Annotated in this window: 27 protein-coding genes and 1 riboswitch; of the genes, 21 read left to right on the top strand and 6 right to left on the bottom strand. The window is 70.3% G+C overall.

Annotated features, from left to right (window positions below):
• Positions 1-79: 79 nt before the first annotated feature.
• Entirely contained in the window at positions 80-538 is a 459-nt protein-coding gene (locus tag OG588_RS08325) for an acyl-CoA thioesterase (RefSeq protein WP_405946729.1), read from the top strand.
• Here OG588_RS08325 and OG588_RS08320 read toward each other — a convergent pair.
• Complete coding sequence (locus tag OG588_RS08320) at positions 498-1,709, bottom strand: MFS transporter (RefSeq protein WP_405946728.1); 1,212 nt, start codon at positions 1,707-1,709, stop codon at positions 498-500. The two genes, OG588_RS08325 and OG588_RS08320, sit on opposite strands and share 41 nt — an antisense overlap.
• A 159-nt stretch (positions 1,710-1,868) precedes the next feature.
• On the opposite strand from OG588_RS08320, the gene OG588_RS08315 reads away from it, so the two are divergent.
• From OG588_RS08315 to OG588_RS08270, 10 genes are all read left to right on the top strand, one after another.
• Complete coding sequence (locus OG588_RS08315) at positions 1,869-3,116, top strand: ROK family transcriptional regulator (RefSeq protein ID WP_405946727.1); 1,248 nt, start codon at positions 1,869-1,871, stop codon at positions 3,114-3,116.
• A 237-nt stretch (positions 3,117-3,353) separates the two neighbouring features.
• A riboswitch (FMN riboswitch) is annotated at positions 3,354-3,487 on the top strand.
• Positions 3,488-3,636: 149 nt separating this feature from the next.
• The gene (locus OG588_RS08310) at positions 3,637-4,239 is read left to right on the top strand and encodes a riboflavin synthase (RefSeq protein WP_405946726.1); all 603 of its coding nucleotides are present in this window, start codon (positions 3,637-3,639) and stop codon (positions 4,237-4,239) included.
• On the top strand, positions 4,236-4,880 hold the full coding sequence (locus tag OG588_RS08305; protein WP_405946725.1) for a nicotinamide riboside transporter PnuC: 645 nt from the start codon (positions 4,236-4,238) through the stop codon (positions 4,878-4,880). The genes OG588_RS08310 and OG588_RS08305 overlap by 4 nt, the downstream gene beginning before the upstream one ends.
• Positions 4,877-6,166 (top strand): bifunctional 3,4-dihydroxy-2-butanone-4-phosphate synthase/GTP cyclohydrolase II, encoded by a 1,290-nt coding sequence (locus OG588_RS08300; RefSeq protein ID WP_405946724.1) that lies wholly within the window; start codon positions 4,877-4,879, stop codon positions 6,164-6,166. Before OG588_RS08305 ends, OG588_RS08300 begins: the two co-directional genes overlap by 4 nt.
• A 21-nt stretch (positions 6,167-6,187) precedes the next feature.
• Positions 6,188-6,673 carry a 6,7-dimethyl-8-ribityllumazine synthase gene (gene ribH, locus OG588_RS08295; RefSeq protein ID WP_019059681.1) on the top strand — a complete coding sequence of 162 codons (486 nt, stop codon included), beginning with the start codon at positions 6,188-6,190 and terminating at the stop codon, positions 6,671-6,673.
• Between the two features lie 33 nt (positions 6,674-6,706).
• Positions 6,707-6,979: a phosphoribosyl-ATP diphosphatase gene (locus OG588_RS08290; protein WP_018534786.1), complete on the top strand. Its 273-nt coding sequence runs from the start codon at positions 6,707-6,709 to the stop codon at positions 6,977-6,979.
• Between the two features lie 71 nt (positions 6,980-7,050).
• Positions 7,051-7,908 carry an ATP phosphoribosyltransferase gene (hisG, locus tag OG588_RS08285; protein WP_019059679.1) on the top strand — a complete coding sequence of 286 codons (858 nt, stop codon included), beginning with the start codon at positions 7,051-7,053 and terminating at the stop codon, positions 7,906-7,908.
• A gap of 26 nt (positions 7,909-7,934) precedes the next feature.
• Positions 7,935-8,378: a PH domain-containing protein gene (locus OG588_RS08280; protein WP_405946723.1), complete on the top strand. Its 444-nt coding sequence runs from the start codon at positions 7,935-7,937 to the stop codon at positions 8,376-8,378.
• Positions 8,379-8,553: 175 nt separating this feature from the next.
• Positions 8,554-9,888: a hemolysin family protein gene (locus OG588_RS08275; protein ID WP_366097376.1), complete on the top strand. Its 1,335-nt coding sequence runs from the start codon at positions 8,554-8,556 to the stop codon at positions 9,886-9,888.
• A complete protein-coding gene (locus OG588_RS08270) occupies positions 9,885-10,961 on the top strand; it encodes a hemolysin family protein (protein ID WP_405946722.1) in 1,077 nt (358 codons plus the stop codon). The genes OG588_RS08275 and OG588_RS08270 overlap by 4 nt, the downstream gene beginning before the upstream one ends.
• A gap of 373 nt (positions 10,962-11,334) precedes the next feature.
• Here the strand turns inward: OG588_RS08270 and OG588_RS08265 are convergent, their stop codons facing one another.
• Positions 11,335-13,200 (bottom strand): AAA family ATPase, encoded by a 1,866-nt coding sequence (locus OG588_RS08265; protein WP_393049373.1) that lies wholly within the window; start codon positions 13,198-13,200, stop codon positions 11,335-11,337.
• 434 nt (positions 13,201-13,634) lie between these two features.
• Positions 13,635-14,255 carry a uridine kinase gene (locus tag OG588_RS08260; protein WP_405946721.1) on the bottom strand — a complete coding sequence of 207 codons (621 nt, stop codon included), beginning with the start codon at positions 14,253-14,255 and terminating at the stop codon, positions 13,635-13,637.
• Between the two features lie 236 nt (positions 14,256-14,491).
• On the opposite strand from OG588_RS08260, the gene OG588_RS08255 reads away from it, so the two are divergent.
• The 4 genes from OG588_RS08255 to OG588_RS08240 all read left to right on the top strand — a co-directional run bounded on the left by OG588_RS08255 (position 14,492) and on the right by OG588_RS08240 (position 18,259).
• A complete protein-coding gene (locus tag OG588_RS08255) occupies positions 14,492-15,859 on the top strand; it encodes a peptidase C39 family protein (RefSeq protein WP_405946720.1) in 1,368 nt (455 codons plus the stop codon).
• A gap of 116 nt (positions 15,860-15,975) precedes the next feature.
• Entirely contained in the window at positions 15,976-16,122 is a 147-nt protein-coding gene (locus OG588_RS08250) for an SCO1431 family membrane protein (RefSeq protein ID WP_405946719.1), read from the top strand.
• Between the two features lie 65 nt (positions 16,123-16,187).
• A complete protein-coding gene (locus OG588_RS08245) occupies positions 16,188-16,847 on the top strand; it encodes a TetR/AcrR family transcriptional regulator (RefSeq protein WP_405946718.1) in 660 nt (219 codons plus the stop codon).
• Positions 16,848-17,077: 230 nt separating this feature from the next.
• Positions 17,078-18,259: an acyl-CoA dehydrogenase family protein gene (locus OG588_RS08240; protein WP_405946717.1), complete on the top strand. Its 1,182-nt coding sequence runs from the start codon at positions 17,078-17,080 to the stop codon at positions 18,257-18,259.
• Between the two features lie 74 nt (positions 18,260-18,333).
• On the opposite strand, the gene OG588_RS08235 is transcribed toward OG588_RS08240, so the two are convergent.
• Positions 18,334-18,576 (bottom strand): hypothetical protein, encoded by a 243-nt coding sequence (locus OG588_RS08235; protein WP_405946716.1) that lies wholly within the window; start codon positions 18,574-18,576, stop codon positions 18,334-18,336.
• A 141-nt stretch (positions 18,577-18,717) separates the two neighbouring features.
• On the opposite strand from OG588_RS08235, the gene OG588_RS08230 reads away from it, so the two are divergent.
• Entirely contained in the window at positions 18,718-19,818 is a 1,101-nt protein-coding gene (locus OG588_RS08230; protein WP_405946715.1) for a hypothetical protein, read from the top strand.
• Positions 19,819-19,896: 78 nt separating this feature from the next.
• Positions 19,897-20,991: a phosphotransferase family protein gene (locus OG588_RS08225; RefSeq protein WP_405946714.1), complete on the top strand. Its 1,095-nt coding sequence runs from the start codon at positions 19,897-19,899 to the stop codon at positions 20,989-20,991.
• Between the two features lie 10 nt (positions 20,992-21,001).
• Here OG588_RS08225 and OG588_RS08220 read toward each other — a convergent pair whose 3' ends face one another.
• Positions 21,002-21,436 (bottom strand): hypothetical protein, encoded by a 435-nt coding sequence (locus OG588_RS08220; RefSeq protein ID WP_405946713.1) that lies wholly within the window; start codon positions 21,434-21,436, stop codon positions 21,002-21,004.
• Positions 21,437-21,705: 269 nt separating this feature from the next.
• On the opposite strand from OG588_RS08220, the gene OG588_RS08215 reads away from it, so the two are divergent.
• The 4 genes from OG588_RS08215 to fxsA all read left to right on the top strand — a co-directional run bounded on the left by OG588_RS08215 (position 21,706) and on the right by fxsA (position 25,770).
• Positions 21,706-22,146, top strand: a complete 441-nt coding sequence (locus OG588_RS08215) for an Lrp/AsnC family transcriptional regulator (protein ID WP_026150833.1) — start codon at positions 21,706-21,708, stop codon at positions 22,144-22,146.
• A gap of 47 nt (positions 22,147-22,193) precedes the next feature.
• Positions 22,194-23,795: an amidohydrolase gene (locus OG588_RS08210; protein ID WP_405946712.1), complete on the top strand. Its 1,602-nt coding sequence runs from the start codon at positions 22,194-22,196 to the stop codon at positions 23,793-23,795.
• 532 nt (positions 23,796-24,327) lie between these two features.
• Positions 24,328-25,140, top strand: coding sequence for a polyprenol monophosphomannose synthase (locus OG588_RS08205; RefSeq protein WP_405946711.1), 813 nt, complete (start codon positions 24,328-24,330; stop codon positions 25,138-25,140).
• 72 nt (positions 25,141-25,212) lie between these two features.
• A complete protein-coding gene (fxsA, locus tag OG588_RS08200; protein ID WP_393049405.1) occupies positions 25,213-25,770 on the top strand; it encodes an FxsA family membrane protein in 558 nt (185 codons plus the stop codon).
• Between the two features lie 116 nt (positions 25,771-25,886).
• Here the strand turns inward: fxsA and OG588_RS08195 are convergent, their stop codons facing one another.
• On the bottom strand, positions 25,887-26,261 hold the full coding sequence (locus OG588_RS08195) for an RNA polymerase-binding protein RbpA (protein ID WP_003977404.1): 375 nt from the start codon (positions 26,259-26,261) through the stop codon (positions 25,887-25,889).
• Positions 26,262-26,317 lie beyond the last annotated feature (56 nt).

The following is a 26,317-nucleotide window of genomic DNA, read 5'->3' as shown; positions in this document are numbered from 1 at the left end:
GGGCTCCTGAGCGGTCGCTTAGAATGGGGCGGTCCCCACAGTCTCCACCGCCCCACCAGCACCGCTCGGGAGCCCCGCCGTGACCGTCGAATCCCCGTCCGCCCTTGCCCTGTCGCACGGCCGGCTCATACCGGTCACCGTCCACTTCGACGACCTCGACGCGCTCGGCATGCTGCACAACACCCGCTACCCGCTCCTCGTCGAGCGGGCGTGGAACGAGCTCTGGCAGGAGCACGGCGTCCGCTTCGACGGCGACTGGGCGAGCGCCGGTGACGCCTGCAACGTGGTGAAGGAACTGCTGATCAGCTACGAGGCGCCGGTCACGAAGCCGGGCGGCTACGGCGTCCACCTCTGGCTCGACCGGCTGGGGAACACCGGCCTGACCTACGGCTTCCGGTTCTGCTCGGCGGACGGATCGACGACGTACGCGACCGGTACCCGGGTGCTGGTCCGGCTGGACGCGGGGACGTTGCGCCCCGCGTCCTGGAGTGGGGCGTTCAGGGCCGTGGGCCGGACACTGCTGCGCTCGGCGGACTGACCTTCGGGCGGTCCCGGTCCCCGGCGCGCAGCACGCCCGCGAAGATCACGAGCCCGCCCGCCAACACTGTGACCAGGCAGAACGACACGACCAGGCTCGTCGCCTGCGCGACCCCGCCGATCAGGCTGGGCGCGACAAGCCCCGAGGTGTAGGTGATCGTCGCGACGCCCGCGATGGCCTGGCTCGGGTTGGGGCCGCTGCGGCCCGCCGCCGCGAAGCACAGCGGGACGACCACGGCGATGCCCAGACCCAGCAGCGCGAAGCCGATCATCGTCAGCGCGGGGTTCTCCGCGAGGACGATCAGCAGCCCGCCGAACACGGACAGCACCCCGCCCGCGCGGACCGTACGCACCGAGCCGAAGCGGTTCACCACCCCGTCGCCCACCATCCGGGCCACCGCCATCGTCAGCATGAAGCCGGTCGTCGAGGCCGCCGCGAGTCCGGCCGACGTGCCCAACTGGTCCTTCAGGAACACCGCCGACCAGTCCAGGCTCGCCCCCTCCGCGAACACCGCGCAGAAGCCCACCGTGCCGATGAGCAGCGCCGACTTGGGCGGCAGCGCGAACCGGGGTGGCGCTTCCTCGTCCACGCCCGGCTGGATGTCGAGCACCCAGCGGCAGGCGGTCACGCCGAGCACGGTGAGGGTCACGGCCGCGATGAGGTGGTGCACGCGCGCGTCCGAGCCGAGGTGCGCGGCGAGGGTGCCGCCCGCCGAACCGATCAGGGCGCCCGCGCTCCACATGCCGTGCAGCCCGGAGAGGATCGACTTGCCGAGCAGGCCCTCGATCTCGACGCCCAGCGCGTTCATCGCGACGTCGGCCATGCCGGCGCTGGCGCCGTACGTGAACATCGCCAGGCACAGGGTGACCAGGTTCGGTGCGAGGGACGGCAGGATCAGAGACATCGTCCACAGGGCGATCAGCCCGCGTAGCGCGTTGCGGCTGCCGAAGCGGTGGGTGATCCGGCCGGCCAGCGGCATCGAACAGGAGGCGCCGAACGCCGTGAAGGCGAGGGCGAAACCGAGCCAGCCGGCGGTGACGTGCGCGTGCTCCTGGATCCACGGCACCCGGGTCGCGAACGAGCCGGTGACCGCGCCGTGCACCGCGAAGACGGCCGCCACGGCGTACCGGGCGCGCTTCACCTCACGTCGGTCGTAGACCACTTCGCTCATTTTCGGCCCCTCCTGCTGGTCACGTCCCCGCCGCCGTCAAAATCCCTGCTCGCGGGTTCTCGGCCCGCTCGCGCCGGGTAAACTATCAGGAACCCTGCCTGATAGATAGCGAAATACCGGCCGCCCGATGCACCCCCTCGATCTGGGAGGATTCCCGGCATGCCCGCATCCCCGAGCACCGCCCGGGCCATCAACGACCGGCTCGCCCTGCGACTGCTGCAGCAGGAAGGCCCGCTGACGGCAGGGCAGTTGAAGCAGCTCACCGGACTCTCCCGGCCGACCGTCGCCGACCTCGTCGAACGCCTCACGACCTCCGGACTGATCGAGATGGTCGGCGAATCGGGGGAGCAACGGCGCGGCCCGAACGCCCGGTTGTACGGCATCGTCGCCGATCGTGCCTACCTGGCCGCGCTGGACGTCCGGCTGGAGGGCGTCTCCGTGCTCGTCTCCGACCTGGTCGGCCGGGTGCTCGCGGAGGCGTCGGTACCGATCGACGACGACTCGGGCACGGGCCCGGCGGTCGAGCAGGCCGTGGCGCTGGTGGAACGCGCGGCCAAGGAGGCGGGCGCGGAACACCTCCACACGGTGTGCGTCGGCGCCCCCGGCCTCATCGACCCCACCACCGGCGAACTCCGCGACACCAGCGGCCTGCCCGCCTGGCACCGCCGCCTGGTCGCCGCCCTCCACGAACGCCTCCCGGACACCCGCGTCGTCGTCGAGAACGAGACCAACCTCGCGGCCCTGGCCGAGCAACGTGACGGCGCGGCCCACGACCGGGACACGTTCGTCCTGCTCTGGCTCGGCATGGGCATCGGCGCGGCGGTGGTCCTGGACGGCGCCGTGCGCAGGGGCGCGTCCGGGGGTGCGGGCGAGGTCGGCTTCCTTCCGGTGCCGGGGACGCGGGGGCTGCCTTCGGCGACGGACTGCGAGGGCGGGTTTCACTCGCTGGCGGGGGCCGGGGCCGTGCTTGAACTGGCGCGGGAGTGCGGGGTGTTGGGGGTCGAGGGCGCCGAGGGGAGCAGCGCGGCGGAGGTTGTCCGGTGGGCGGTCACGGGGGTGGGTGGGAGTGAGCCGGGTGCCGGGAGGGACGCGGCTGCCGCAGCCACCCCCGACAGTGCCCCCGCTCCCAACTACGCCTGCGCCGCCCGCTTTCTGGACACCCTCGCCGACCGGCTCGCCCTCGGTGTCGCGTCGGTCGTCGCGCTGCTGGACCCCGGGTGCGTGGTCCTCGGCGGTGAGGTCGGGCAGGCCGGGGGCGACGAACTCGCCGTACGCGTGGCCGAACGGATCACCCGCATGTCACCCCTGCCCGCGGAGGTCCGCCCCAGCGTCCTCGGCGGCGCCGCCGTCCTGCGCGGGGCCCTGCTGACCGCACAGGACGGAGCGCAGGGCGAGCTGTTCGGGTAGCGGGCCGGGCGCACGGTCGCACTTGGTCTGAGTGGCCCGGCGGTGGGCAAGGGCCGTCGTCACCACCGCCGGACCGGTCCAGGGGTGTCCCCTCCGGAGATCCGAAAAGGACTAGACCAGATGATCCAGCAGGTAGGGGCCGCTTGAGAAGTCCAGCGGCACTGTCTGTGAGCCAGCCCACACCACTCACCTGGATGGACCCTTGCCGGGCGTGGCACACTGGCCGTGTACCAGAAGCAGCGCACTCCGGGGTCGGTGAAAGTCCGAACCGGCGGTTACAGTCCGCGACCCGTCCGTGTAGTTCAGCGGCCGGTTGACCAGGTGGAATTCCTGGACCGACGGTTAAAGTCCGGATGGGAGGCAGTGCGCGGCGGGCGGGCATTCGTGCGCGCCGCCGTATCGGCTCGTCCTGTGTGGGCGGGGTCTGTCCGGCGTCGTCCCAATGCTTCCGTTCGTTTCATTCTGTCGTCCTCGACAGGCCCCGGAGTCCGTGCCCCGATGTGGCAGGAGGACCCGGGAAGTGTTCACCGGAATCGTCGAAGAGCTGGGTGAAGTCACCGCTGTCGAGACCCTCGACGACGCGTGTCGCTTCCGCCTGCGTGGCCCTGTCGTGACCGAGGGCGCGAAGCACGGCGACTCCATCGCCGTGAACGGCGTGTGCCTGACCGTCGTGGACTTCGCGGGCGACGAGTTCACCGCCGACGTCATGGCCGAGACCCTGAACCGCTCCAGCCTGGCCAATCTCGCTGTCGGCTCCCGGGTCAACCTCGAACGTCCCATGGCCCTCGGCGCCCGCCTCGGCGGCCACATCGTGCAGGGACATGTCGACGGCACCGGCGAGGTCATCGAGCGCAAGCCGTCCGAGAACTGGGAGATCGTCAAGATCTCGCTCCCGGCCGACCTCACGCGCTACGTCGTCGAGAAGGGCTCCATCACCGTCGACGGCATCAGCCTCACCGTGGTCGACGCGGGCCCGGACTACTTCACCGTCAGCCTCATCCCGACCACCCTCGGCCTGACCACGCTGGGCCACAAGCAGCCCGGCGACCCGGTCAACCTCGAGGTCGACGTCATCGCCAAGTACGTGGAGCGGCTGATGGGTTCACGCGAGGTGACCCCGTGAACTGGCTCAACTCCGAGGCCTTCGTCCTGTTCGGCCAGCACATCAAGTGGTCGGACATGATCGGCAACGTCATCGGACTGATCGGCCTCGCGTTCGGCTGGCGGCGGTCCATATGGAGCTGGCCCACCCAGTTCGTCTCCGGGGTCATCCTCTTCGCCGCGTTCGCCACCGCCCACCTCTCCGGCAGCGCCGGCAAGCAGGTCGTCGTCATGGTCGTCGCGGTCTACGGCTGGTGGCAGTGGAACCGCGGCAGCGGCGGCTCCGCAGACGGCCACATCACCCCCCGCTTCGCCACCTGGCGCGAACGCGCGATCCTGGCCGCCTCCGCCGCCGTCGGGACCGTAGCGGTCGCCGCCCTCTTCAAGGCGTACCCGTCCCTCTCCTGGGACCCGTGGCCCGACGCCTACATCTTCGTCGGCACCGTCGTCGCGATGTACGCCCAGGCCCGCGGCATGGTCGAGTTCTGGTTCGCCTGGCTCCTCGTCGACCTCGTCGGCGTCCCCCTCAACTTCGCCAACGGCTTCGCCTTCTCCGGCTTCGTCTACGTCATCTACGGCGCGCTCGTCCTGTGGGGCATGCGCGACTGGTGGCTGCGCTCCCGCAAGGCACCGCAGCCCGTCCTGGAAGGAGCGCCGGCATGACAGCGGCACCGATCCTGTACAGCACCGACGGTTTCGAGGACTTCTCCCTCGACCCGGTCGAGCAGGCCATCGCGGACATCGCGGCCGGCCGCCCCGTCGTGGTCGTCGACGACGAGGACCGCGAGAACGAGGGCGACCTCGTCATCGCCGCCGAGAAGGCCACCCCCGAGATCATCGCGTTCATGATGAGCGAGTGCCGCGGCCTGATCTGCGCCCCTATGGAGGGCGACGAGCTGGACCGGCTCCGGCTCCCGCAGATGGTCGAGGACAACACCGAGTCGATGAAAACCGCGTTCACAGTCTCCGTGGACGCATCCGCCGTTCACGGTGTGACCACCGGTATCTCGGCCTCCGACCGCGCGACCACGCTTCAGGTCCTGGCGAGCGGCAACGCCGAGCCCGACTACCTGGTCCGCCCCGGCCACATCTTCCCGCTGCGCGCCCGCACCGGCGGCGTGCTGGTCCGCAACGGCCACACCGAGGCCGCCGTCGACCTCGCCCGCCTCGCGGGCCTGCGCCCGGCCGGCGCGATCGTCGAGATCGCGGGCGAGGACGGCCGTATGCTCCGCCTCCCCGAACTGATCCCCTTCGCCCGCAAGCACGGCCTGACGATCATCTCCATCGAGGACCTGATCGCCTACCGCCAGACCGCCGAGCCCACCGTCCGCCGCGAGGCCGAGGTTCAACTCCCCACCCGCCACGGCCAGTTCACGGCCTACGGCTACCGCTCCACCGTGGACGGAGTGGAGCACGTGGCCTTGGTCCACGGCGAGATCGGCACCGGCGAGGACGTCCTCGTCCGCGTCCACTCCGAGTGCCTCACCGGCGACGTCTTCCACTCCCTGCGCTGCGACTGCGGCCCCCAGCTGGAGGCCTCCCTGGAGCGCATCCAGGAGGAGGGCAGGGGAGTGGTCGTCTACCTGCGCGGTCACGAGGGACGCGGCATCGGCCTGCTCTCCAAGCTCCGGGCGTACGAACTCCAGGAGCGCGGCCGGGACACCCTCGACGCCAACCTGGAGCTCGGCCTGCCCGCCGACGCCCGGGACTACGGCGCCGGCGCGCAGATCCTGGAGGATCTCGGCGTCCACAGCCTGCGCCTGATGACCAACAACCCCGACAAGACCGACGCGCTCGTCCGGCACGGCCTCAAGGTCACCGGCCGGGAGCCGATGCCCGTACAGGCGGGCGAGCACAACCTCCGCTACCTGCGCACCAAGCGGGACCGGATGGGGCACGACCTGCCCTGGCTGGACACGGCCCCCGTGTCCACCTGCGGCAACCAGTAAGAACAGGAACTGAGGAGAGACGTGAGCGGCAAGGGTGCACCCGAACTGTCCGTACGCAACGTCGGAGACCTGCGGGTCGCCGTCATCGCGGCGCAGTGGCACGAAAAGGTGATGGACGGTCTGGTGGACGGCGCGCTGCGCGCCCTGCACGACCTGGGGATCGACGAGCCGACCCTGCTCCGGGTCCCCGGCAGCTGGGAACTCCCCGTCGTGGCAAAGGTGTTGGCGGGTCGGGGCTACGACGCGATCGTCGCCCTCGGTGTCGTCATCCGCGGCGGCACCCCGCACTTCGAGTACGTGTGCCAGGGTGTGGTCCAGGGCCTCACCCAGGTCTCGGTCGAGACCGGCGTCCCTGTCGGCATGGGCGTCCTGACCTGCGACACCGAGGAGCAGGCCCTGGACCGGGCGGGCCTGGAGGGCTCGAACGAGGACAAGGGGCACGAGGCGGTGACGGCGGCGGTCGCCACGGCGGCCACCCTCCGCTCAGTATCCGAACCCTGGCGATGAGGTGTGCCCGCAACTCTGTAGTGTTGGGACATCATGTCCAATAAGACGTTCGAGGAGCTCTTCACCGAGCTCCAGCAGAAGGCCGCCACCGGCGACCCCGCCACTTCCCGCACCGCAGAGCTGGTCGGCAAGGGCGTCCATGCCATCGGCAAGAAGGTCGTAGAAGAGGCCGCCGAGGTCTGGATGGCCGCCGAGTACGAGGGCAAGGAAGCGGCCGCCGAGGAGATCTCGCAGCTGCTCTACCACGTCCAGGTGATGATGGTCGCCCGCGGAATCTCGCTGGACGACGTCTACGCCCACCTGTAAAACCCCTTCAGAACCGTTTTCGACAGTTCGCCCCTTTCCTCACCCCTTTTCACGCGAAGGAAGCCGACCTCATGCTGCGCATCGCCGTCCCCAACAAGGGTTCCCTGTCAGGACCTGCGGCGGACATGCTGCATGAGGCCGGCTACCAGCAGCGCCGGGAGTCCAAGGAACTGCGGATCGTCGACCCGGTCAACGAGGTCGAGTTCTTCTACCTCCGCCCGCGCGACATCGCGATCTACGTCTCCTCCGGCCGCCTCGACATCGGCATCACCGGCCGCGACCTGCTGATCGACTCTGCCGCGAGCGCCGAGGAGATCCTCCCGCTCGGCTTCGCCCGCTCCACGTTCCGCTTCGCCTCCAAGCCGGGCGCGGCGAGCAGCATGGCGGACCTCAAGGGCAAGACGGTCGCCACCTCCTACGAGGGGATCGTCGCCAAGCACCTCGCGGACAACGGCATCGACGCCGCCGTGGTCCACCTCGACGGTGCCGTGGAAACCGCCATCGAACTAGGCGTCGCCGAGGTCATCGCGGACGTCGTCGAGACCGGAACGTCCTTGCGCAACGCGGGACTTGAGGTCTTCGGCGACCCGATCATGAAGTCCGAGGCCGTCGTCATCCGCCGCAAGGACGCCCCGACGGACGACACCGCGGAGCCGAAGGTCCAGCAGTTCCTGCGCCGCCTCCAGGGCGTCCTGGTCGCCCGGACGTACGTGATGATGGACTACGACTGCCGCGTCGAGCAGCTGGAGAAGGCCGTCGCGCTCACCCCCGGCCTGGAGTCCCCGACCGTCTCCCCGCTGCACAACGAGGGCTGGGTCGCCGTCCGCGCGATGGTCCCCGCCAAGGAAGCGCAGCGGATCATGGACGACCTGTACGACATCGGCGCCCGGGCCATCCTGACGACGGCCATCCACGCCTGCCGTCTCTGAGGAACACACCGAGGATCACGCCGACCATGTCCGAACTCCCCGCCCTGCCGATCACGTTCCGGCCGGGCCGCACCCGTGCCGTGCTGCTCACCGCGGGCGTCGCGATCTTCGTCGTCATCACGACCGTCGCGATGCTGCTGGAGCAGCTCACCCCGGGGGAGAAGCTCAGCTTCGTCTTCACGGGGGCCGTCCTCTTCGCCGTACTGGCCCTGCTCGCACGGGTGAAGGTCGTCGCCGACGAGTCCGGTGTCACCGTCGTGAACATCGTGAGCAGGCGCCATCTGGAGTGGGCCGAGATCCTCCAGGTGAATCTGCGCCCCGGCGATCCCTGGGTGTTCCTCAACCTCAGCGACGGCACCAGCCAGCCCGCACTGGGCATCCAGCCCGGTATCGCCAAGGAGCGGGCCATCGCCGACGCGCGCACTCTGCGGGCGCTCGCCGAGGACCGGTCGCTGAGGGATCTGCCGTAGAGGGCCATGTCTTGATTAATCTGTTGTCGGTGGCGTTTTTCGTTCCCGCCTCCGCCACCGATGTTCCCCCTGTCTTCAGAGGCACCCTGCGACCCGAGGAGTGATTCCCTCCAGCGATGGACGGATCGTCCTGTAGTACCTGCGCCGCCCCCTCCCGACATATCGAGGCGGCGGCATGACCATCCCCTTGTTGCTCCTCGGAGCGGCGATCCTGCTGATTCTGGCCAACGGCTTCTTCGTCGCGGCCGAGTTCGGGCTCGTCACCGTGGAGCGTCCCGAGGCCGAGAAGGCCGCCGCCGAGGGCGACCGACGGGCCGCCACGGTCGTCGAGTCGCTCAAAGAGCTGTCCTTCCAGCTCTCCGGCACCCAGCTCGGCATCACCATCACCTCCCTGGTCGTCGGCATGCTCGCCGAACCGGCCCTGGCGGAACTGCTGCACGGCCCGTTCAGCGCGATCGGCATCCCCGAGGGCGCCGTCTCCGGCGTCGCCGTGGTCGTCGGCATGCTGCTGGCCTCCGCCGTACAGATGGTGATCGGCGAGCTCGTGCCCAAGAACTGGGCGGTGTCGCGACCGCTCCAGGTCGCACGCTTCGTCGCCGCACCACAGCACGCCTTCGCGAAACTGTTCCGCCCGGTGATCGCCGCGCTGAACACCGTCGCCAACAAGCTCGTCCGCGCCCTCGGCGTAGAGCCCACCGAGGAACTGGCCTCCGCCCGCACCCCCGGTGAACTCGTCTCCCTGGCCCGGCACTCGGCACAGGCCGGCACGCTGGAGCAGGACACCGCCGACCTCTTCGTACGGACACTGTCGCTGGGCGAGTTGACCGCGCAGCACGTGATGACCCCGCGCGTGAAGGTCAGCGCGCTCCAGTCGTCGGCGACCGCCGAGGACGTGGTCAACCTGACCCGGGCCACCGGACTGTCCCGCTTCCCCGTCTACCGCGAGAAGATCGACGAGATCGTCGGCATGGTCCACCTCAAGGACGCGTTGGCAGTCCCCTCGCACGACCGCCTCCGCACCTCCGTCACCAGCATCGCCAAGTCCCCGGTACTGGTCCCCGAGACCCTGCCCGTGCAACCGTTGTTGGCCAGGCTGCGCAGCGAACAGCCCATCGCCGTCGTGGTCGACGAGTACGGCGGTACGGCCGGGGTGGTCACCTTGGAGGACATCGTCGAGGAACTCGTAGGCGAGGTCCGCGACGAGCACGACGACCAGGACGTCCCCGAACTCGCCGCGGCCCCACCGGAGGACGGCAAGCCGGCCTGGGACGCGGACGGCAGCTGCCGGGTCGACATCCTCCAACGCATAGGCCTGGACGTCCCCGAGGGCCCGTACGAGACGGTCGCCGGACTGGTCGCCGACCTCCTCGGCCGCATCCCGGCCCCCGGCGACAAGGCCGAACTCCCAGGCTGGCGGCTCTCGGTCCGCCAGGTGGGCCACTACCGCGCCGAACGAGTCCGCCTGGTCCGCACGACCCCTGCGGTGAACGTGATGGAGGCGGCCCGATGACCGTCCTCCAACTCCTCTTCGCCGTCCTCCTGGTGCTCGCCAACGGCTTCTTCGTCGGCGCCGAGTTCGCCCTCGTCTCCGTCCGCCGCAGCCAGATCGAACCCCTCAACACGGCCCGCGCCCGACAGGTCCTCTACGGCCTTGAGCGGCTGCCGCAGATGATGGCGGCGGCCCAATTCGGCATCACCGTCTGCTCGTTGACGCTCGGCGCGGTCGCCGAACCGACGGTCGCACACGTCCTGGAGCCGGTGTTCGAGTGGATGCACCTGCCCGAGGGCATGATCCACCCCCTCGGCTACATCCTCGCGCTCGCCGCGGTCGTCTTCTTCCACCTCGTCATCGGCGAGATGGTCCCGAAGAACCTCGCGATGGCCGCGCCGGAGAAGGCCGCGATGTGGCTCAGCCCCGGCCTGGTCGCCTTCGCCCGCGTCTGCAAGCCGATCACCGTGGCCCTCGGCGCCGTAGCCCAGGGCATCCTGCGCCTCTTCCACGTCGAACCCAAGGACGAGGTCGAGGCCGTCTTCACCAGCGAACAGCTCAACCGCCTGGTGGAGGACTCGGGCCAGGCCGGCCTCCTCGACCCGGAGGAACAGGAACGCCTGGAAGACGCCCTGGAGTTGGGCTCCCGCCCGGTCACGGACGTCCTCCTGCGCCGCGAGAACCTGGTTACGGTCAGCCCCTCGGTCACCCCGGGCGAAATCGTCGCCCTCACGGCCCGCACCGGCTACTCCCGCTTCCCGATCGCCGCGGAGACCGGCGCGTTCATGGGCTACCTGCACGTGAAGGACGTACTGGACCTGGAGGAGTCGGAGCGAGCGGTCCCCCAACAGATCTGGCGCCCCATGACAACACTCCGCTCCGAACTCCCGCTGGACGACGCCCTCACGGTGATGCGCCGAGCGGCAACCCACCTGGCCCAGGTGGCGGACGCCTCCGGCAAGGTCCTGGGCCTGGTCGCCCTGGAGGACGTCCTGGAGCTATTGGTGGGCGAGGTAACAGACCCGGCCCACCGAGAGGTCCCGGCACCGGCACAGCCGCGGACGGCGGAACTCAAGCAGGCGGTGGCCGGCTGAGGCTTGAAGCGTGCGGTGTTTGGCTTGGGCCTGAGGCCGGCGGTGAGTGGCTGGCGCCTGGAGCTGGCGGTGTCTGACCTGAGGTCTGAAGTCGCCGGTGTCTGACCTGAGGTCTGAAGCGGACGTTGCCTGCCTGGTGCCTGGTGCCTGGTGCCTGGTGCCTGGTGCCTGGTGCCTGGTGCCTGACGCCTGGAAGCCGACAGTGGATGTCCAGGCCTCAAAGCCGGCGGCGCCTGACCGACACCGGCCCCCGCGCCCACCCAAGGGGCGCGGGGCTGTGTCGATTTGCGGCTCCGCCGCGTGGGCGCGACCAGCCACAACGCACCCGCAGCCGCGAAGAGACGGATCCAACCGAGCTCACGCGTACCGCAGTTCACATCCCGGCAGAGCCCGGCCCCCGCCCCGACAACACCTCTCCATACGCCTGCATCAGATCCGGCAACCGCAAAGTGGACAGATCATCCCGCGACAACATCCCGGGATACACCGACAACCGCAGATCCCGATACGCACAGCTCTTCTCGTACAGGGTCCGCAAGAACCGCCCGTTACCGAGCTCGTCGATCCACCCCTGGTCGACCACGTGCCCGGCGATCGACCGCAGCTCGTCCAACGCCTCCTCGTCCCACACGTCACCGTTCTCCGCCGCCAACACCTCGCCGATAGAGGTGAGTTCAAGCGGCCGGTACGAAGGGAAGTCGACGCGGGTCGTGAAACGGGACGACAACCCGGGGTTCGCGGCGAGCAACCGGTCCATGCCCTCCGGATAGCCCGCCAGGATCACCACGAGGTGGTCGCGATTGTCCTCGGCCCGCTTCAACAGCACCTGCAAGGCCTCGTCGCCGTACGCATCCCCCTTGCCGTAACCGGAGTTGGAGAGCGAGTACGCCTCGTCGACGAAGAGGACGCCACCGATCGCCGAGTCGATCAACTCGTTGGCCTTCACGGCCGTTTGGCCGAGGTACTCACCGACCAGGTCGGCCCGCTGCGCCTCGACGAGATGGTCCCCGCCGAGCAACCCGAGGGCGTAGAAGACCCGCCCGAGAATGCGCGCCACGGTGGTCTTGCCGGTACCCGAGGGCCCGGAGAAGACGAAGTGCCGTTTCGGCGGCTGGACCGGCAACCCCTGCCCGGCCCGCAGCCGAGCCATGTTCAACTGGGCCGACAACGCCTTGACCTGGCGCTTGACCGGCTCCAACCCCACCATGCGCTCAAGCTCGTTGAGCGCCTCCTCCAGTAAGACCGGGTCAGTGGGCCCCGTGGGCAGCGGCAGCACCGGATTCGAGGTCTTCTCCCGCACCGAGTCACCCGCGGACGGCAGCGGCCCGGTCGGCGGCAGACCGGGCTCGGACAGCCTCAGATCCCGCCCCTCCGCCCCGAACAGCGGATCGAGCCCGTCCGGCCCCTCCAACGCGTCCTGCCCACCGGAGAGCGTGATCGCCGCGAGGTCGGTCACGTCCTCGGAGCCGTCGTACCCGTCGGAGTCGGTGATCGCGGCCAGCCGCGCCGAGGTGTCCATGAACGCCGGGTCCACGCGGTACACCGCCCGGTACAGCGGCAGCGCGGCCGCACTGCGCCCGGTGCCCTCATGCGCCCGCGCCAGCCAGTACCGCAACTCCTTGCGCTGAGGCTGTTCACTGCGGCAGCGCATCAGCGCGGAGGAGAGGAGCGGTTCGGCCTGGCCGTACATCTCCAGGCGTACCCGGGCCATCCCGCCGAACAACCCGGCCTCGATGCCCAGGAGTTGATCGTTGATCAGCGGATCCGTGTGCCGGACCAGCTGCTCCCAGTCCTTGACCAGATAGGCCCGGCACGCGTGCAGGAAGCGCACCTGGTGGTCGGTGTCCACGGGCGGCAGCCCCGCCAACGCCCGGTCCAGCTCCGGCACATGGCGGCCGTCCAGCCAGTGCGAGGCGTGCGCGAGCAGCAGATCACGCGGACTCTCCAGCACGGGCTGCACCCACCAGCCAAGCCAGTACCAGGAGTTGAGCGTACGGCGGTGCCTGGTGCGCTGTTCCCCGAAGCGCTCACGGTGCCGGTACATCCGCAGCAACGCGGTCGTCGTGTCGACCCGCAGCGCGTGCAGCCCGAGCCAGCCGTCGGCCATCCCGGGATCCATCCGTACCGCCGTGCGGAACTCCTCCTCCGCCTGCGGATAAGCGCCCATCGTGTAGGCGTCCACGCCTCGCAGCCACGCGAGGTCGGCCGGGGCCTCGGGGCCCTGCGTGCCGAAGTCCATCACGTCCCCCCACAAACCGTGCCCCCGTTGATTCACCGCCGGGCCGGCGCCCGTCGGCAGTCTGGGTCGAACCGCTGTGCCGCGGACGGGAGTTGCCGTGGTGCGCGAAGCAGCCGTCCGTCGGTCGCACCCTGGGCATCGTACCTGCGGGGCAGTCGCCCATCGAAGGGTGCCGCACAGGCCGTTTGACGAGGTGGGAGCAGATGGGGCGCACTCAGGACGGTGACCCAGGGTGAGCAAATCACGGCTCGTAGCGGCCGGAAAACGTGCTGGGAGCAGAACGAAGCCCCCGATCACGGGGGAACAACCGGGGGCTTCGCGACTCTGGGCGGCTTCGAACCGGCCGCACATTCAGAACGTAAGACCTGTACGGCCCCTGGGTCAAGCCGAGTTGAGGCACTCAAGGAAGTTCGAGCGGAAGGGTCTTCACAAGTTCAGCACACTGCGGGCGATCCGTCACCGTGGGTGATGGCGTGGTCCGGTCCAATCGTCCCGCAGGTCCCCGGGAGTACCTCGTACCCCTTGCTCAACTGCCGTACCAGGAAGTCCGCGTGGGGGCGCGAAGGGTCTTTGGCGAAGTGTTCGCGCTCCGCCTCGACCCATCCGTCCCAGAAGTCCCGCTGCTCCGCCCCGTCCCGCAGCCGCCCCCGCGCCCAGGCCTCCTCCTGGGGCAGTTCCATCCACAGCAGCCCCGCGAGAAACGGGCGCACCTCCCGCCGCCCGGCACCGACGCCCTCGACGAGGACCACGGGCCCGGGCGGCAGCGCGCGGGGCGCCGCGAAGCGTCGGACGTGCCAGTCGTAGGGGGCGTAGTGCGCGGTCTCGCCGCGGCCGAGCGGGGTGATCACCTGGCTCAGCAGGCGGCCGGTCCAGCCGAACAGTTCCTCGTGGCTGGCGAGGTCGTCCAGGTGCAGTACCGGGGCGCCGCCCAGAGCCTCGGCCAGCCGCCCGGCGAACGTGGACTTCCCGGACCCCGCGTACCCGTCGACACCGACAAGCCGGACCGGGCCGCAGGACGGGGGCAGCTGGCTCAGACGGTGGGCGAGGTCGTGCATGGCTGGTCCCGGGAGGTCGTGGGGCGGGCGATGTCGCAGGTCACCGGGACAGTCTAGGGAGTCGTGACTCCCGCCCCAGGTCATGCCACTGGTCGATACCAATATTGGTGGGTGTGGCGAGGTTCGAAGTGCTGGCAGCGGAGTGCCGTATGTGCTCATAGTGGGCGCACAGTCGTCCATGGGATCCGTCCCGACTGGATCTGTCCCGACTCGGAAAACCCGGGGGTCTTCCGCCCATGAGCAGAGCCGAACAGCCGTCCCGCAGAACCGTGCTGGCCGCCGCGGTCGCCGCCGCCGTGGTGAGCGGTCCGGGCCCGGCGGTCGCCGCCACCGCGAGTGCCACCGAGGCCGCCGACTCCGACGGCGCCCCGTCACGCATGGTCGACAACCACGCGTGGACCACGTACGACGACTGGTGCCGCGGCACCGCCCAGGGCACCCGCGCCGTAGCGGGCCCCCGCCCCGGCCTCGCGATCGCCGCCGCCCTCGGCAGCGTCGACTACACGGACCCGCACACCCAGAAGACGGCGGCCTGGGAGTACGCGACCTGGACGTCCCCCGTCCACCGGCTCTCCGTCCCCGCCACGGAGACCATCGCCTCCTGGAACGCGCACACCCCCGCCGGCACCTGGCTCCAGGTCGAACTGCACGGCACGTACTCCGACGGCACGGACACCCCCTGGTACGTGATGGGCCGCTGGGCGGCCGGCGACCAGGACATCAAGCGGACCTCCGTCGACGACCAGACGGACGGCAAGTCCACGATCTGGACGGACACCTTCGCGATCGGCGACGCCACGACAGGGCTGCGCCTCGCGTCGTACCGACTCCGCCTGACCCTCTACCGCGAGCCCGGCACCAAGCTCACCCCCGTCGTCTGGCGGCTGGGCGCGATGGGCTCGGACATTCCCGACCGCTTCACGGTGCCGGCCTCAACTCCCGGTCTGGCACGGGAGTTGACCGTCCCGCGCTACTCGCAGGAGATCCACATCGGCCAGTACCCCGAGTACGACAACGGCGGCGAGGCCTGGTGCAGCCCCACCTCCTCGCAGATGATCATCGAGTACTGGGGCGGCCGGCTCACCCCGGAGCAACTGGCCTGGGTGAACCTGGCGTTCGCAGACCCGCAAGTCGACAACGCGGCCCGCTTCACCTATGACCACCAGTACGAGGGCTGCGGCAACTGGCCGTTCAACGTCGCCTACGCGGCCACGTTCAAGGACCTCCAGGGCGTGGTCACGCGGCTCGGCTCGCTCACCGACCTGGAGACGCTGATCGCGGCGGGCATCCCGGCCATAACGTCCCAGTCGTTCCTCAGCAGCGAACTGACGGGCGCGGGCTACGGCACCTCCGGCCACCTGATGACGGTGATCGGCTTCACCGCGGACGGCGACGTGATCGCCAACGACCCGTTCTCGCCCAGCGATCCGGCCGTCCGCCGTGTCTACGACCGGCGCGAGTTCGAGAACATCTGGCTGCGCACCAAGCGGTACAACGCCTCCGGCAAGCTCTCCTCCGGTACCGGCGGCGTCTGTTACCTCTACTTCCCGGCGCACCCGACCGCCCGCCAGCGCACGGCACTCGCGGCCGTGGGCGTGCGCTGAGCCCGTGCCGGAGACCGAGGTCCCTGTGACCAAGGTCTCCGGCGCGAAAGACGATATGGATGGCAAGGTGGACAGACCGGGGGAGTCCACCACACATCCGACCTCTGCGAGCCACCATGACCGCACACTCAGCAAGCGCCGCCCGCACCCGTGCCCGTACCGGCGGCCCCAAGAGCGACGGCCCGAAGATCGTCGAGCACATCGTGGGCTGGACCCTGGTCGTGGTGATCGCGATGCTTGTGACCCAAATCGGCCTGCTGTGACCTGACGCATACCCGACCTGCCATACTGCGGTTGACCCAGCCCAGTTGGAGAGCCAGAGTCGAAATTGGAAATCAGTCAGCAGCCTGACGTGGCGCGTCCCCGGGCGCGCGGTACCGAGCGTTCCTTGGCGCGCCGCGCCGAACTCATCACCATTGGCCGGAAGTTGTTCGCCGACACGTCCTACGACGCGCTGTCCATGGACGACATCGCGCGGCAGGCCCATGTCGCCAAAGGGCTGATCTACTACTACTTCCAGTCCAAGCGCGGCTACTACCTGGCGATCATCAACGACTCGGTCGCCGACCTGGTGACCTTCGCGGCGAGCGGTCTCGAACTGCCCCAACTGGACCGCGTGCAGCGGACGATGGACAGCTATCTGCGCTGGGCCGAGCACAACCAGGCCGCGTACCGCACCATCGTGAGCGGCGGCGTCGGCTTCGACACCGAGGTGCACGCCATCCGTGACGGGGTGCGCGCGGCGATCGTCGCGACCATCGCCGACGGGGCGTACGGCCGTACCGACATCTCCCGGATCGCACGCATGGGCCTGTTCGGCTGGGTGTGCAGCGTCGAGGGCGCGACCCTGGAGTGGATCAGCACCTCCGACCTGTCCCGCGAGACGATGCGCGAAATCCTCGTGAAGACCCTCGGCGGCACCCTGCGCGCCATCGAGGAACTGGACCCCGCCCATCCGGCGCCGTCACCGGCCCGCCGGGACGGCTGAACCATCCTTCCCGACCAGTTCCGGACGACCGGGCTACTCTTGAAGTAAGCGGTCGTTAACTGGTGACGCGAGACCTCCGATCGGGCATACTCACAGCGCAGAGCCGCTGGTCAGCCGCTTCCGAGACCCGGAAGCGGGAGCAGCGGCCGCATCCGTGCGGTACCCGGCCACGTCGCCTCGACCCCAGGCGTACGCCCGCCGATGTGCCCGACAGGGAGGAGAGCGTCGCCATGCCCGACCGCGCCCAGCCGCCGGTGGACCGGCAACTGCCCACGGACGAGGCCCGGGATCTGATCTCGCTGGCCCGCGACATCGCACAGCGCGAGATCGCCCCGAGGGCGGCCGAGGAAGAGGATGCCGGGATCTTCCCGCGCGAGGTCTTCACCCTGCTCTCCCGGTCAGGGCTGCTCGGCCTGCCGTACGACTCCGAGTACGGCGGCGGCGACCAGCCGTACGAGGTCTACCTCCAGGTCCTCGAAGAGCTCGCCGCGGCCCGACTCACGGTCGGCCTCGGCGTCAGCGTCCACTCCCTGTCCTGTCACGCGCTGGCCAACTACGGCACCAAGCAGCAGCAGGTCGAGCACCTGCCCGCGATGCTCGGCGGCGGCCTCCTCGGCGCCTACTGCCTCTCCGAACCCGCCTCCGGCTCCGACGCGGCCTCCCTGCGTACGAAGGCGGTGCGCGACGGCGAGGACTGGGTGATCGACGGCACCAAGGCCTGGATCACCCACGGCGGAATCGCCGACTTCTACACGGTCATGGCCCGCACCGGCGAGGACGGTGCGCGCGGGATCAGCGCCTTCCTGGTGCCCGGCGACGCGGCCGGCCTGGTCGGCGCGGCACCGGAGAGGAAGATGGGCATGAAGGGCTCGCCCACCGCCCAGGTCCACTTCGACGGCGTCCGCGTCCCCGACGAGCGGCGCATCGGCGAGGAGGGCCAGGGCTTCGCGATCGCCCTGTCCGCGCTGGACTCCGGCCGGCTCGGCATCGCGGCCTGCGCGATCGGCCTGGCCCAGGCCGCGCTGGACGAGGCGGTGGCCTACGCGAGCGGCCGACAGCAGTTCGGGCGCCCGATCTCCGACTTCCAGGGCCTGCGCTTCATGCTCGCCGACATGGCCACCCAGATCGAGGCGGGCCGTGCCCTCTACCTCGCGGCGGCCCGACTGCGCGACGCGGGCCGCCCGTTCGCCAAACAGGCCGCCATGGCCAAGTTGCACTGCACCGACACCGCGATGAAGGCCACCATCGACGCCGTCCAGATCCTCGGCGGCTACGGCTACACCGCGGACTTCCCGGTCGAGCGCTATATGCGCGAGGCCAAGGTCCTACAGATCGTCGAGGGCACGAACCAGATCCAACGGATGGTCATCGCCCGCCATTTGGCGGGTCCGGAAGCCCACCGAACCGGCTGACGCTTGGGGTCTGAGCCGTCGGCGGCCAGTCTCCCTGCCCCGAACAACCTCGTAGGGGAAGACCCCGTCGCCGATCAGACGTCGTTGATCCCCTCCGCCCTGATCCACCGGGCAGACCCCGTCGGCGGCGCCGCCAACCGCGCCCACTCCGGGTCGTGACGCCCCGGCAGGGCGCGGCCCCGGTCGGCCCAACTCCGCATGAGATCGCGGTAGATGGGCGGATCCTGGGGCTGCGGCGGCGCCGGCGGAACCGATTCCGCGGGTGCGGGGACGAAGATCCGGCGCTGACGCCCGGTCGGTGCATAGGTGGGGGTCATACCGAGGCAACGCAAGGGCATGTCGACAAGTCACCGGTGCGTTTATTCGAGCGTGAGTTCACCGGCGTACGGCTCCCGGCTCTGGCCACCGCACGCCACCTGACGTACCGTCACCTCGACTGTCCTCAGGGGAGGTTAGCCGTGGCAGACGACCGTCCCGTGCCCCTCGACGAGTACCCCGTGCACCAGGTCCCGCTGTCGATGAAGCACGTGGCGACCGGTGACCGGAACGCCTACGACCGCTGTATCTTCCACGTGTTCGACCACGAGGGCCGCGCCCTGCTCATCCTCGGCCTCGGCGTCTACCCCAACGTCGGGGTGATCGACGCCTACGCGACCCTCCGCACCGGAGACGTACTCCACGCGGTGCGCGCCTCGGACGCCCTCGGCGACGACCGCATGCACCTCGCCGTAGGCCCACTGCGCATCGAGGTCGAGGAACCACTCCACCGACTCCGCCTGCGCTGCGAGGACAACTCCCTCTCGTACGACCTCACGTGGACCGCCGAGTTCCCGGCCCTCTGGGAACCCCACCACGTCCAGTACCGCGGCGACCGGCTCACCCTCGAAGGGCGCCGCTTCGTCCAGGCGGGCGGCGTGGAGGGCGTGATCCGCGCCGGCGGCGAGGAGTTCCGGGTCTCCGCCGACGGCTGGACCGGTACCCGTGACCGGAGTTGGGGTGTGCGGCCGATCCCCGGCGAGGAGGGCGGCCGGCTCGCCGAGGCCCACCCGACCGAGGGCTTCCACTGGATCTGGTGCCCGGTCCGCTTCGAGGACCGTTTCCTCATGGTCATCGTCCAGGAGGACGCCGACGGCTACCGCACCCTGAACGAGGCGACCGTCGTCCGCCCCGGCCACCGCGACCGCCAACTCGGCTGGCCCCAGGCCGAGATCACCTACCGCTCCGGCACCCGCCACCCCGAGCGCGCCCTCCTCCACCTCGGCGACGCCCGCAAGCCCCAGGACCTCGAAGTGGAGATCCTGACCTCCTCACCTCTCGCGATCGGCGCCGGCTACCCACCCGCCGACGACTGGCAGCACGGCACCTGGCGCGGTCCCGGGTGGCTCGACCGACGCACCTACGACCTCACCCGGCCCGCCCCGCTCGCGGCCTACGGCGTGACCGACCACGCGGCCCGCTTCCGCCTCGACGGCATGACAGGCCACGGCATCTTCGAGCACGGCTCCTTCGGCCGCCACGACCCGAGCGGCTTCACCGGCTTCGACTCGGTCGCCCCGTAAGGCGGTTGAGGCGACATCTCGGTGGCGTCGTAGGGAGCCGAGGTGATGTGGACCGCCCCGTAAGGGAGTTGAGACGACATGGCGACAGCACCTCGCCCCCGCACGACCACCCGCGACCCCGAGGAACTCGCCCACCGCCTCACCGCCTGGCTCGACACCCGCCTGCCCGGCGCCAAGGCCGTGGACATCAGGGTCCCCTCCTCGAACGGCATGTCCAGCGAGACCCTGCTCTTCGACATCGACCACCCCGAACCCCCGCTCCACGCCTGCGCGTTGAGACTCGCGGCCGACCCGGCGGCGTACACCGTCTTCCCGGTCTACGACCTGGCCCGCCAGTTCCGCACGATGCGCCTGGTCGCCGACCGCACGGACCTCCCGGTACCGGCGGTCCGCTGGCTGGAGGAGGACCCCGGCCCGCTCGGCGCGCCGTTCTTCGTCATGGAGCGCGCCGAGGGACGCGTACCGCCGGACGTCATGCCGTATACGTACGAGGGCAATTGGCTGCACGCGGCGACCGACGCGGAGCGAGAACATCTGGAGGCCGCCTCGGTCGGGATCGTCGCCCGCCTTCACGACCAAGTCCCGCTGTCCGAGGCCGAGTTCCTCACCCTCTCGGGTGACGGCGACGCGCTCCACCGCCACGTCGCGTCCCAACGGGCCTACTACGCATGGGTGGTTGACGGACTCGCCCGCTCCCCCCTCATCGAGAGCGCCTTCGAGCGGCTGACGGAACTCTGGCCCACCGACCCGGGCGAACCGGTCCTCAACTGGGGCGACGCGCGCATCGGAAACGTCGTCTACGACGGGTTCGACCCCGTCGCCGTCCTCGACTGGGAGATGGCGGCCCCGGCCCCGCGCGAGGTGGACCTCGGCTGGACCGTCTATCTGCACCGCTTCTTCCAGGACCTGACGGTCGCCTTCGGCCAGCCGGGGCTGCCGGAGTTCTTCCACCGGGACCGGGTGGAGGCCCGGTACGCCGAACTCACCGGCCACACCCCGCGCGACATGGACTTCTACACCCTGTACGCGGCCCTGCGGCACGCCATCGTGATGCTTCGTATCGCCTACCGGCAGGTGCACTTCGGAGAGGTGGCCGTCCCGGCGGATCCGGACACACTGATCCTGCACCACGGCAGCCTGCGGGCCATGGTGCAGGGCAGCTACTGGGGTTGAGCGAGTGCGCTCAGGCGGCGCGGCGCATGACGGGCACCCGCATCGGGCGCGAGCTGGGGCCGCCGACGTGCGAGAAGGGCTGCGTCCGCCAGTCGAGGCCCTGAGGGAGCGTCAACAGCAGCGCGGTGTCCTGCTCCTGGGGCTCCGCGGACTCGTCGGCGGACCGGGCGTCGGACGCCTCACGGCCCGTACCGGCGCAGACCGTCAGCCCGAACGGGTTCCACGGCGAGGCGCACAGCGCGTGCTCCGGCAGGACTTCCTCGTCCGCGAGGAGCGCGATGGGCTGCACGCAGTCCGGGCAGATCACCCGGAACATCTCGAAGGTGTCGTACGCGTCGAGCTCGTCAGCGTCGAAGTCGTCGGATTCGACGCCCTCCGGCTCGGACTCGACGACGAGCTGCGGCCGCTTGGGCGCGGTGCGTCCAGGGCGCTTAACACTCTGCATGGGTTTCTCCCCCTACTGGGCTGGGCCGTGAAGGCGCTGCGGCCTCGACCACAGCAAGCACTTCCCGTCCCGTCTCCGCGGTAATCACGAGACCATCACGGAGACCGTTCGAGGACTGTGGCGTTCGTCACATGCCGCCCGCAGATGCCCGAGGCGGCACTTTTGTCCCCGGCAGGCTCACAAGCCGCTCTCGGCCACATCACGAACCGGGTATGACCTGCGCCGCCGAGGTATCGGAGGAGATCAGCCGCACTGTAGGTTCTTGCGTCATGGAGGAGCTGGACCGACAAATCGTGCAGCTGCTCGTCAAGGACGGGCGGATGAGCTACACAGACCTGGGCAAGGCCACGGGCCTGTCCACGTCGGCCGTGCACCAGAGGGTGCGCCGGCTGGAGCAGCGTGGCGTCATCCGCGGGTACGCCGCGGTCGTCGACCCGGAGGCGGTGGGTCTGCCCATGACCGCCTTCATCTCGGTGAAACCGTTCGACCCCAGCGCCCCCGACGACATCGCGGACCGCCTCTCCGACGTCCCCGAGATCGAGGCCTGCCACAGCGTCGCGGGCGACGAGAACTACATCCTCAAGGTGCGGGTCTCCACCCCGCACGAACTGGAGGAGCTGCTGGCCCGGCTGCGCGGCCTGGCCGGTGTCTCGACCCGGACCACGGTGGTGCTCTCGACGCCGTACGAGGCCCGCCCGCCCCGCATCTGACCGACCTGCGTGCGGGGCGTCGCCGGTGAGGCGCGAGACTGTTCCCCATGAGTGAGCGCACCCCCGAACCGGCAACCGTCCTGCTCCGCCGCGGCGAAGTCCACAGCCCCGCAGACCCGTTCGCGACCGCGATGGTCGTGGAGCGCGGTCAGGTCGCCTGGGTCGGCTCCGAGGGCGCCGCCGACGCGTTCGCGGACGGTGTCGACGAGGTGGTCGACCTGGACGGCGCGCTGGTCACCCCGGCGTTCACCGACGCACACGTGCACACGACGGCCACCGGCCTCGCGCTCACCGGCCTCGACCTCTCCGACGCGCCCTCCCTGGAGGCGGCCCTGTCCCTGGTCCGGGACTTCGCCACCGCCCGCCCGGCCGACCGCGTCCTGCTCGGCCACGGCTGGGACGCCGCCCGCTGGCCCGGGGGTCGCCCGCCGACCCGCGCCGAACTCGACACGGCGACCGGCGGACGCCCGCTCTACCTCTCCCGCATCGACGTCCACTCCGCGGTCGTCACCACGGCCCTGCTCGACCTGGTGCCCGGCTTCGACGCGCTCGACGGCCCCCTCACGGCCGACGCCCACCACGCCGTACGCGCCACCGCGCTCGCCGCCATCACGCCCGAGCAGCGCGTCGAGGCCCAGCGCACCGCCCTGGCCCACGCGGCCTCCCTGGGCGTCGGATCGGTCCACGAGTGCGCGGGACCGGACATCTCCTCCGAGGACGACTTCACGGGCCTCCTGCGGCTGTCCCGTGAGGAGCTTGGGCCGCGCGTCGTCGGCTACTGGGCCGAGCAGGACGTGGCGAAGGCGCGGGAGCTGGGCGCCGTAGGAGCGGCGGGTGACCTCTTCGTCGACGGCTCCATCGGCTCGCACACCGCCTGTCTGCACCAGCCGTACACCGACGCCGGACACACCGGCATCGCGTACCTCGACGCGGACGCCGTCGCCGCCCATGTCGTCGCCTGCGCCGAGGCGGGCCTCCAGGCGGGCTTCCACGCCATCGGGGACGCCGCCGTGACCGCGGTGGTCGACGGCTTCCGGGCAGCCGCCGAGAAGGTCGGCCTGGGCCGCGTCCGCGCCGCCCGCCACCGCGTCGAACACGCCGAGCTGCTCACCCCGGAGACCATCGCGGCCTTCGCCGAGCTGGGCCTCACGGCCTCCGTGCAGCCCGCCTTCGACGCGCTGTGGGGCGGCGAGGAGGGCATGTACGCCCAGCGGCTCGGCGTGGAGCGGGCGCGCGCCCTGAACCCCTTCGCGGCCCTGCTGCGGGCCGGTGTCCCGCTCGCCTTCGGCTCCGACAGCCCGGTCACCCCGATCGACCCGTGGGGCACGGTCCGCGCCGCCGCGTTCCACCGAACGGCTGAACATCGGATCTCGGTGCGGGCCGCGTTCACCGCGCATACGCGGGGCGGCTGGCGGGCCGTAGGACGCGACGACGCGGGTGTCCTGGTCCCGGGCGCGCCCGCCGACTACGCCGTCTGGCGGACCGACGCCCTGGTGGTGCAGGCGCCCGACGACCGGGTCGCGCGCTGGTCGACCGACCCGCGCTCCGGCACACCCGGACTGCCCGACCTGACGCCCGGCGGCGACCTTCCGGTCTGTCTGCGGACCGTCGTGGGCGGACGGACGGTGTTCGTACGGCCGGGCGAGTGATCTCCCGGGGTGGCGCGCGCCCGATCCACGGCCGCCGCCCTGTCGCGCGACCTGCGCATCCTCTGCCCTGACCAGCCGGTTGAGGGAGAAAGAGCAGGTCAAACGGCTGTTGACAGGCGGCCGGAGGGGGCCGGTAGGTTCGTCCGAGTCCACCACCGGACGCCCGACCGGGGAACCTCCGAACAATCGCCGAAGCGCCGCTGGGTCAGGGACGGTGTGCCGTACCGGGCACCGTCACTGGGTGCCAGGCTCAGCGCCCGCGCCACGGCGAGGGAACGTTCCGGCCGGTCGGCTGGTGTGACCCGGGTGGGGCCCGGACGTCCAGTAGACAACGGCCTTGGTCGACCCGCAGCCGGCGGGTCCCAGGTCGGCCCGAAGGGCGCCGGGCCCCCATCCGCAGCACATAGGTGCCGAAAAGCGCGTTCTTACCCCGTTCTTGTTGAATCGACACCAGCGTACGAACGGCCTGGCACGTCAGCCCAGGCCGCGGCCACTATGGTGGACGCCTGCGTACGGACATGAAGGGGCAGCAGTGAACGACGGCGACGGAGCCCTCGCGGCACAGGCCCAGGGGCGGAAGTTCGGCCCGCTCGGCACGGCCTTGGTGATCATCCCGACCTACAACGAGGCGGAGAACATCAAGTCCATCGTCCGTCGGGTGCGGCAGTCGGTCCCCGAGGCTCATGTCCTCGTGGCGGACGACAACAGCCCCGACGGCACCGGCAAGCTGGCCGACGAGCTGGCGGCCGAGGACGAACAGGTCCAGGTGCTGCACCGCAAGGGCAAGGAAGGCCTCGGTGCCGCCTATCTGGCGGGCTTCCACTGGGGCATGGACAACGGCTACGGCGTCCTCATCGAGATGGACGCCGACGGCTCCCACCAGCCCGAGGAGCTGCCCCGGCTGCTCACCGCGCTCAAGGGCGCGGACCTGGTGCTCGGCTCCCGCTGGGTGCCCGGCGGCCGGGTGGTGAACTGGCCGAAGTCCCGGGAGTTCATCTCCCGCGGCGGCAGTCTCTACTCGCGCGTGGCCCTCGACCTGCCGCTGCGCGACATCACCGGCGGCTACCGCGCCTTCCGCCGCGAGACCCTCGAAGGCCTCGGCCTGGACGACGTGGCCTCCCAGGGCTACTGCTTCCAGGTCGACCTGGCCCGCCGCGCGGTCCGGGCCGGCTACCACGTCGTCGAGGTCCCCATCACCTTCGTGGAGCGCGAACTCGGCGACTCCAAGATGAGCCGCGACATCCTCGTAGAGGCCCTGTGGCGGGTCACGACGTGGGGCGTGGGCGAGCGCGTGGGCAAACTCCGCGGCCGCGGGAACACCGGGAGAAAGCCTTCACAGCCGTAGCCCTACGACTTCACAGGCCTCGTTGATCGTCCGCTTATCCCGCCCTGAGCCGGGCCCAGGCACACTGGACGTATGACGACTGGCGCACCCACCCCTTCCTCCGCCGCCCGGCCTCCGCGTTCCCGGCTGCGTACGTTCCTGCCGTTGGGCATCGCCGTGTGGCTGGTGCTGGAGATCTGGCTGCTGACGGTGGTCGCGGGCGCGTCGAGCGGTCTTACGGTCTTCCTGTTGCTGCTCGCCGGGTTCGTGCTCGGCGCCGTGGTGATCAAGAGGGCCGGTCGGCGGGCCTTCCAGAACCTGAGCCAGGCCGTGCAGCAGGGCACCGCCCCGGCCAGCGGCGGTGGCAGCGGCCTGATGATGCTCGGCGGTCTGCTGCTGATGATCCCCGGACTGATCTCGGACGCCCTGGGCCTCCTCCTGCTGATCCCGCCGGTCCAGAAGGCCCTGGCGCGCTACGCGGAGCGCGTGGTCGAGCGGAAGCTCGGCAAGGCCGCCCCCGGCACCCTGGGAGACGCCTTCCAGCAGGCCCGTATGCACCGCCCGGACGGCAAGGTGGTCCAGGGCGAGGTCATCCGGGACGAGCCCGGCAGCGACGCCCCGCAGGGCCCGCGTCCGCCGCTCACCCGCTGATCCGGACGCAGACAGAACGCGGACAGGCAAAAGCGCGGGCGCCGTACAGATTCGTACGGCGCCCGCGCTTACTTGCTTTGTGCCTTGTGCGGTAGAACCGCTCCGCACCTTCAGGACTAGGCCGACTTGCGGCTGTCCCTCGGGTGAACCGCGATATTCATCGCGCCGGAGCGGAGAACGGCAAGACGCTCCTCAAGGACCTCTTCGAGTTCCTCGCGGGTGCGCCGCTCCATCAGCATGTCCCAGTGGGTACGCGCGGGCTTGGCCTTCTTTTCCTCAGGGCCGTCGCCGTCGACCAGGAGTGCCTGGGCCCCGCAGACCTTGCACTCCCACTCCGGCGGAATCTCCGCCTCGACCGAGAAGGGCATCTCAAAGCGATGTCCCTTCTCGCATGCGTACTCCACGGCCTGGCGTGGTGCCAGGTCGATACCGCGGTCCGTCTCGTAGCTGGTCACCACGAGGCGCGTGCCGCGAAGAGCTCGCTCACTCATGAATCGTGCCTCCCGGGCTTGTCGCCCACAGGACAGGTGTCGCTGTCGTCGTCATC

Origin of the sequence: Streptomyces prunicolor, assembly GCF_045162825.1 — a bacterium.
Taxonomy (GTDB): Bacteria; Actinomycetota; Actinomycetes; order Streptomycetales; family Streptomycetaceae; genus Streptomyces; species Streptomyces prunicolor.
Note: the sequence above shows the minus strand (reverse complement) of the source record. Positions and strands in the feature narration are given on the sequence as shown.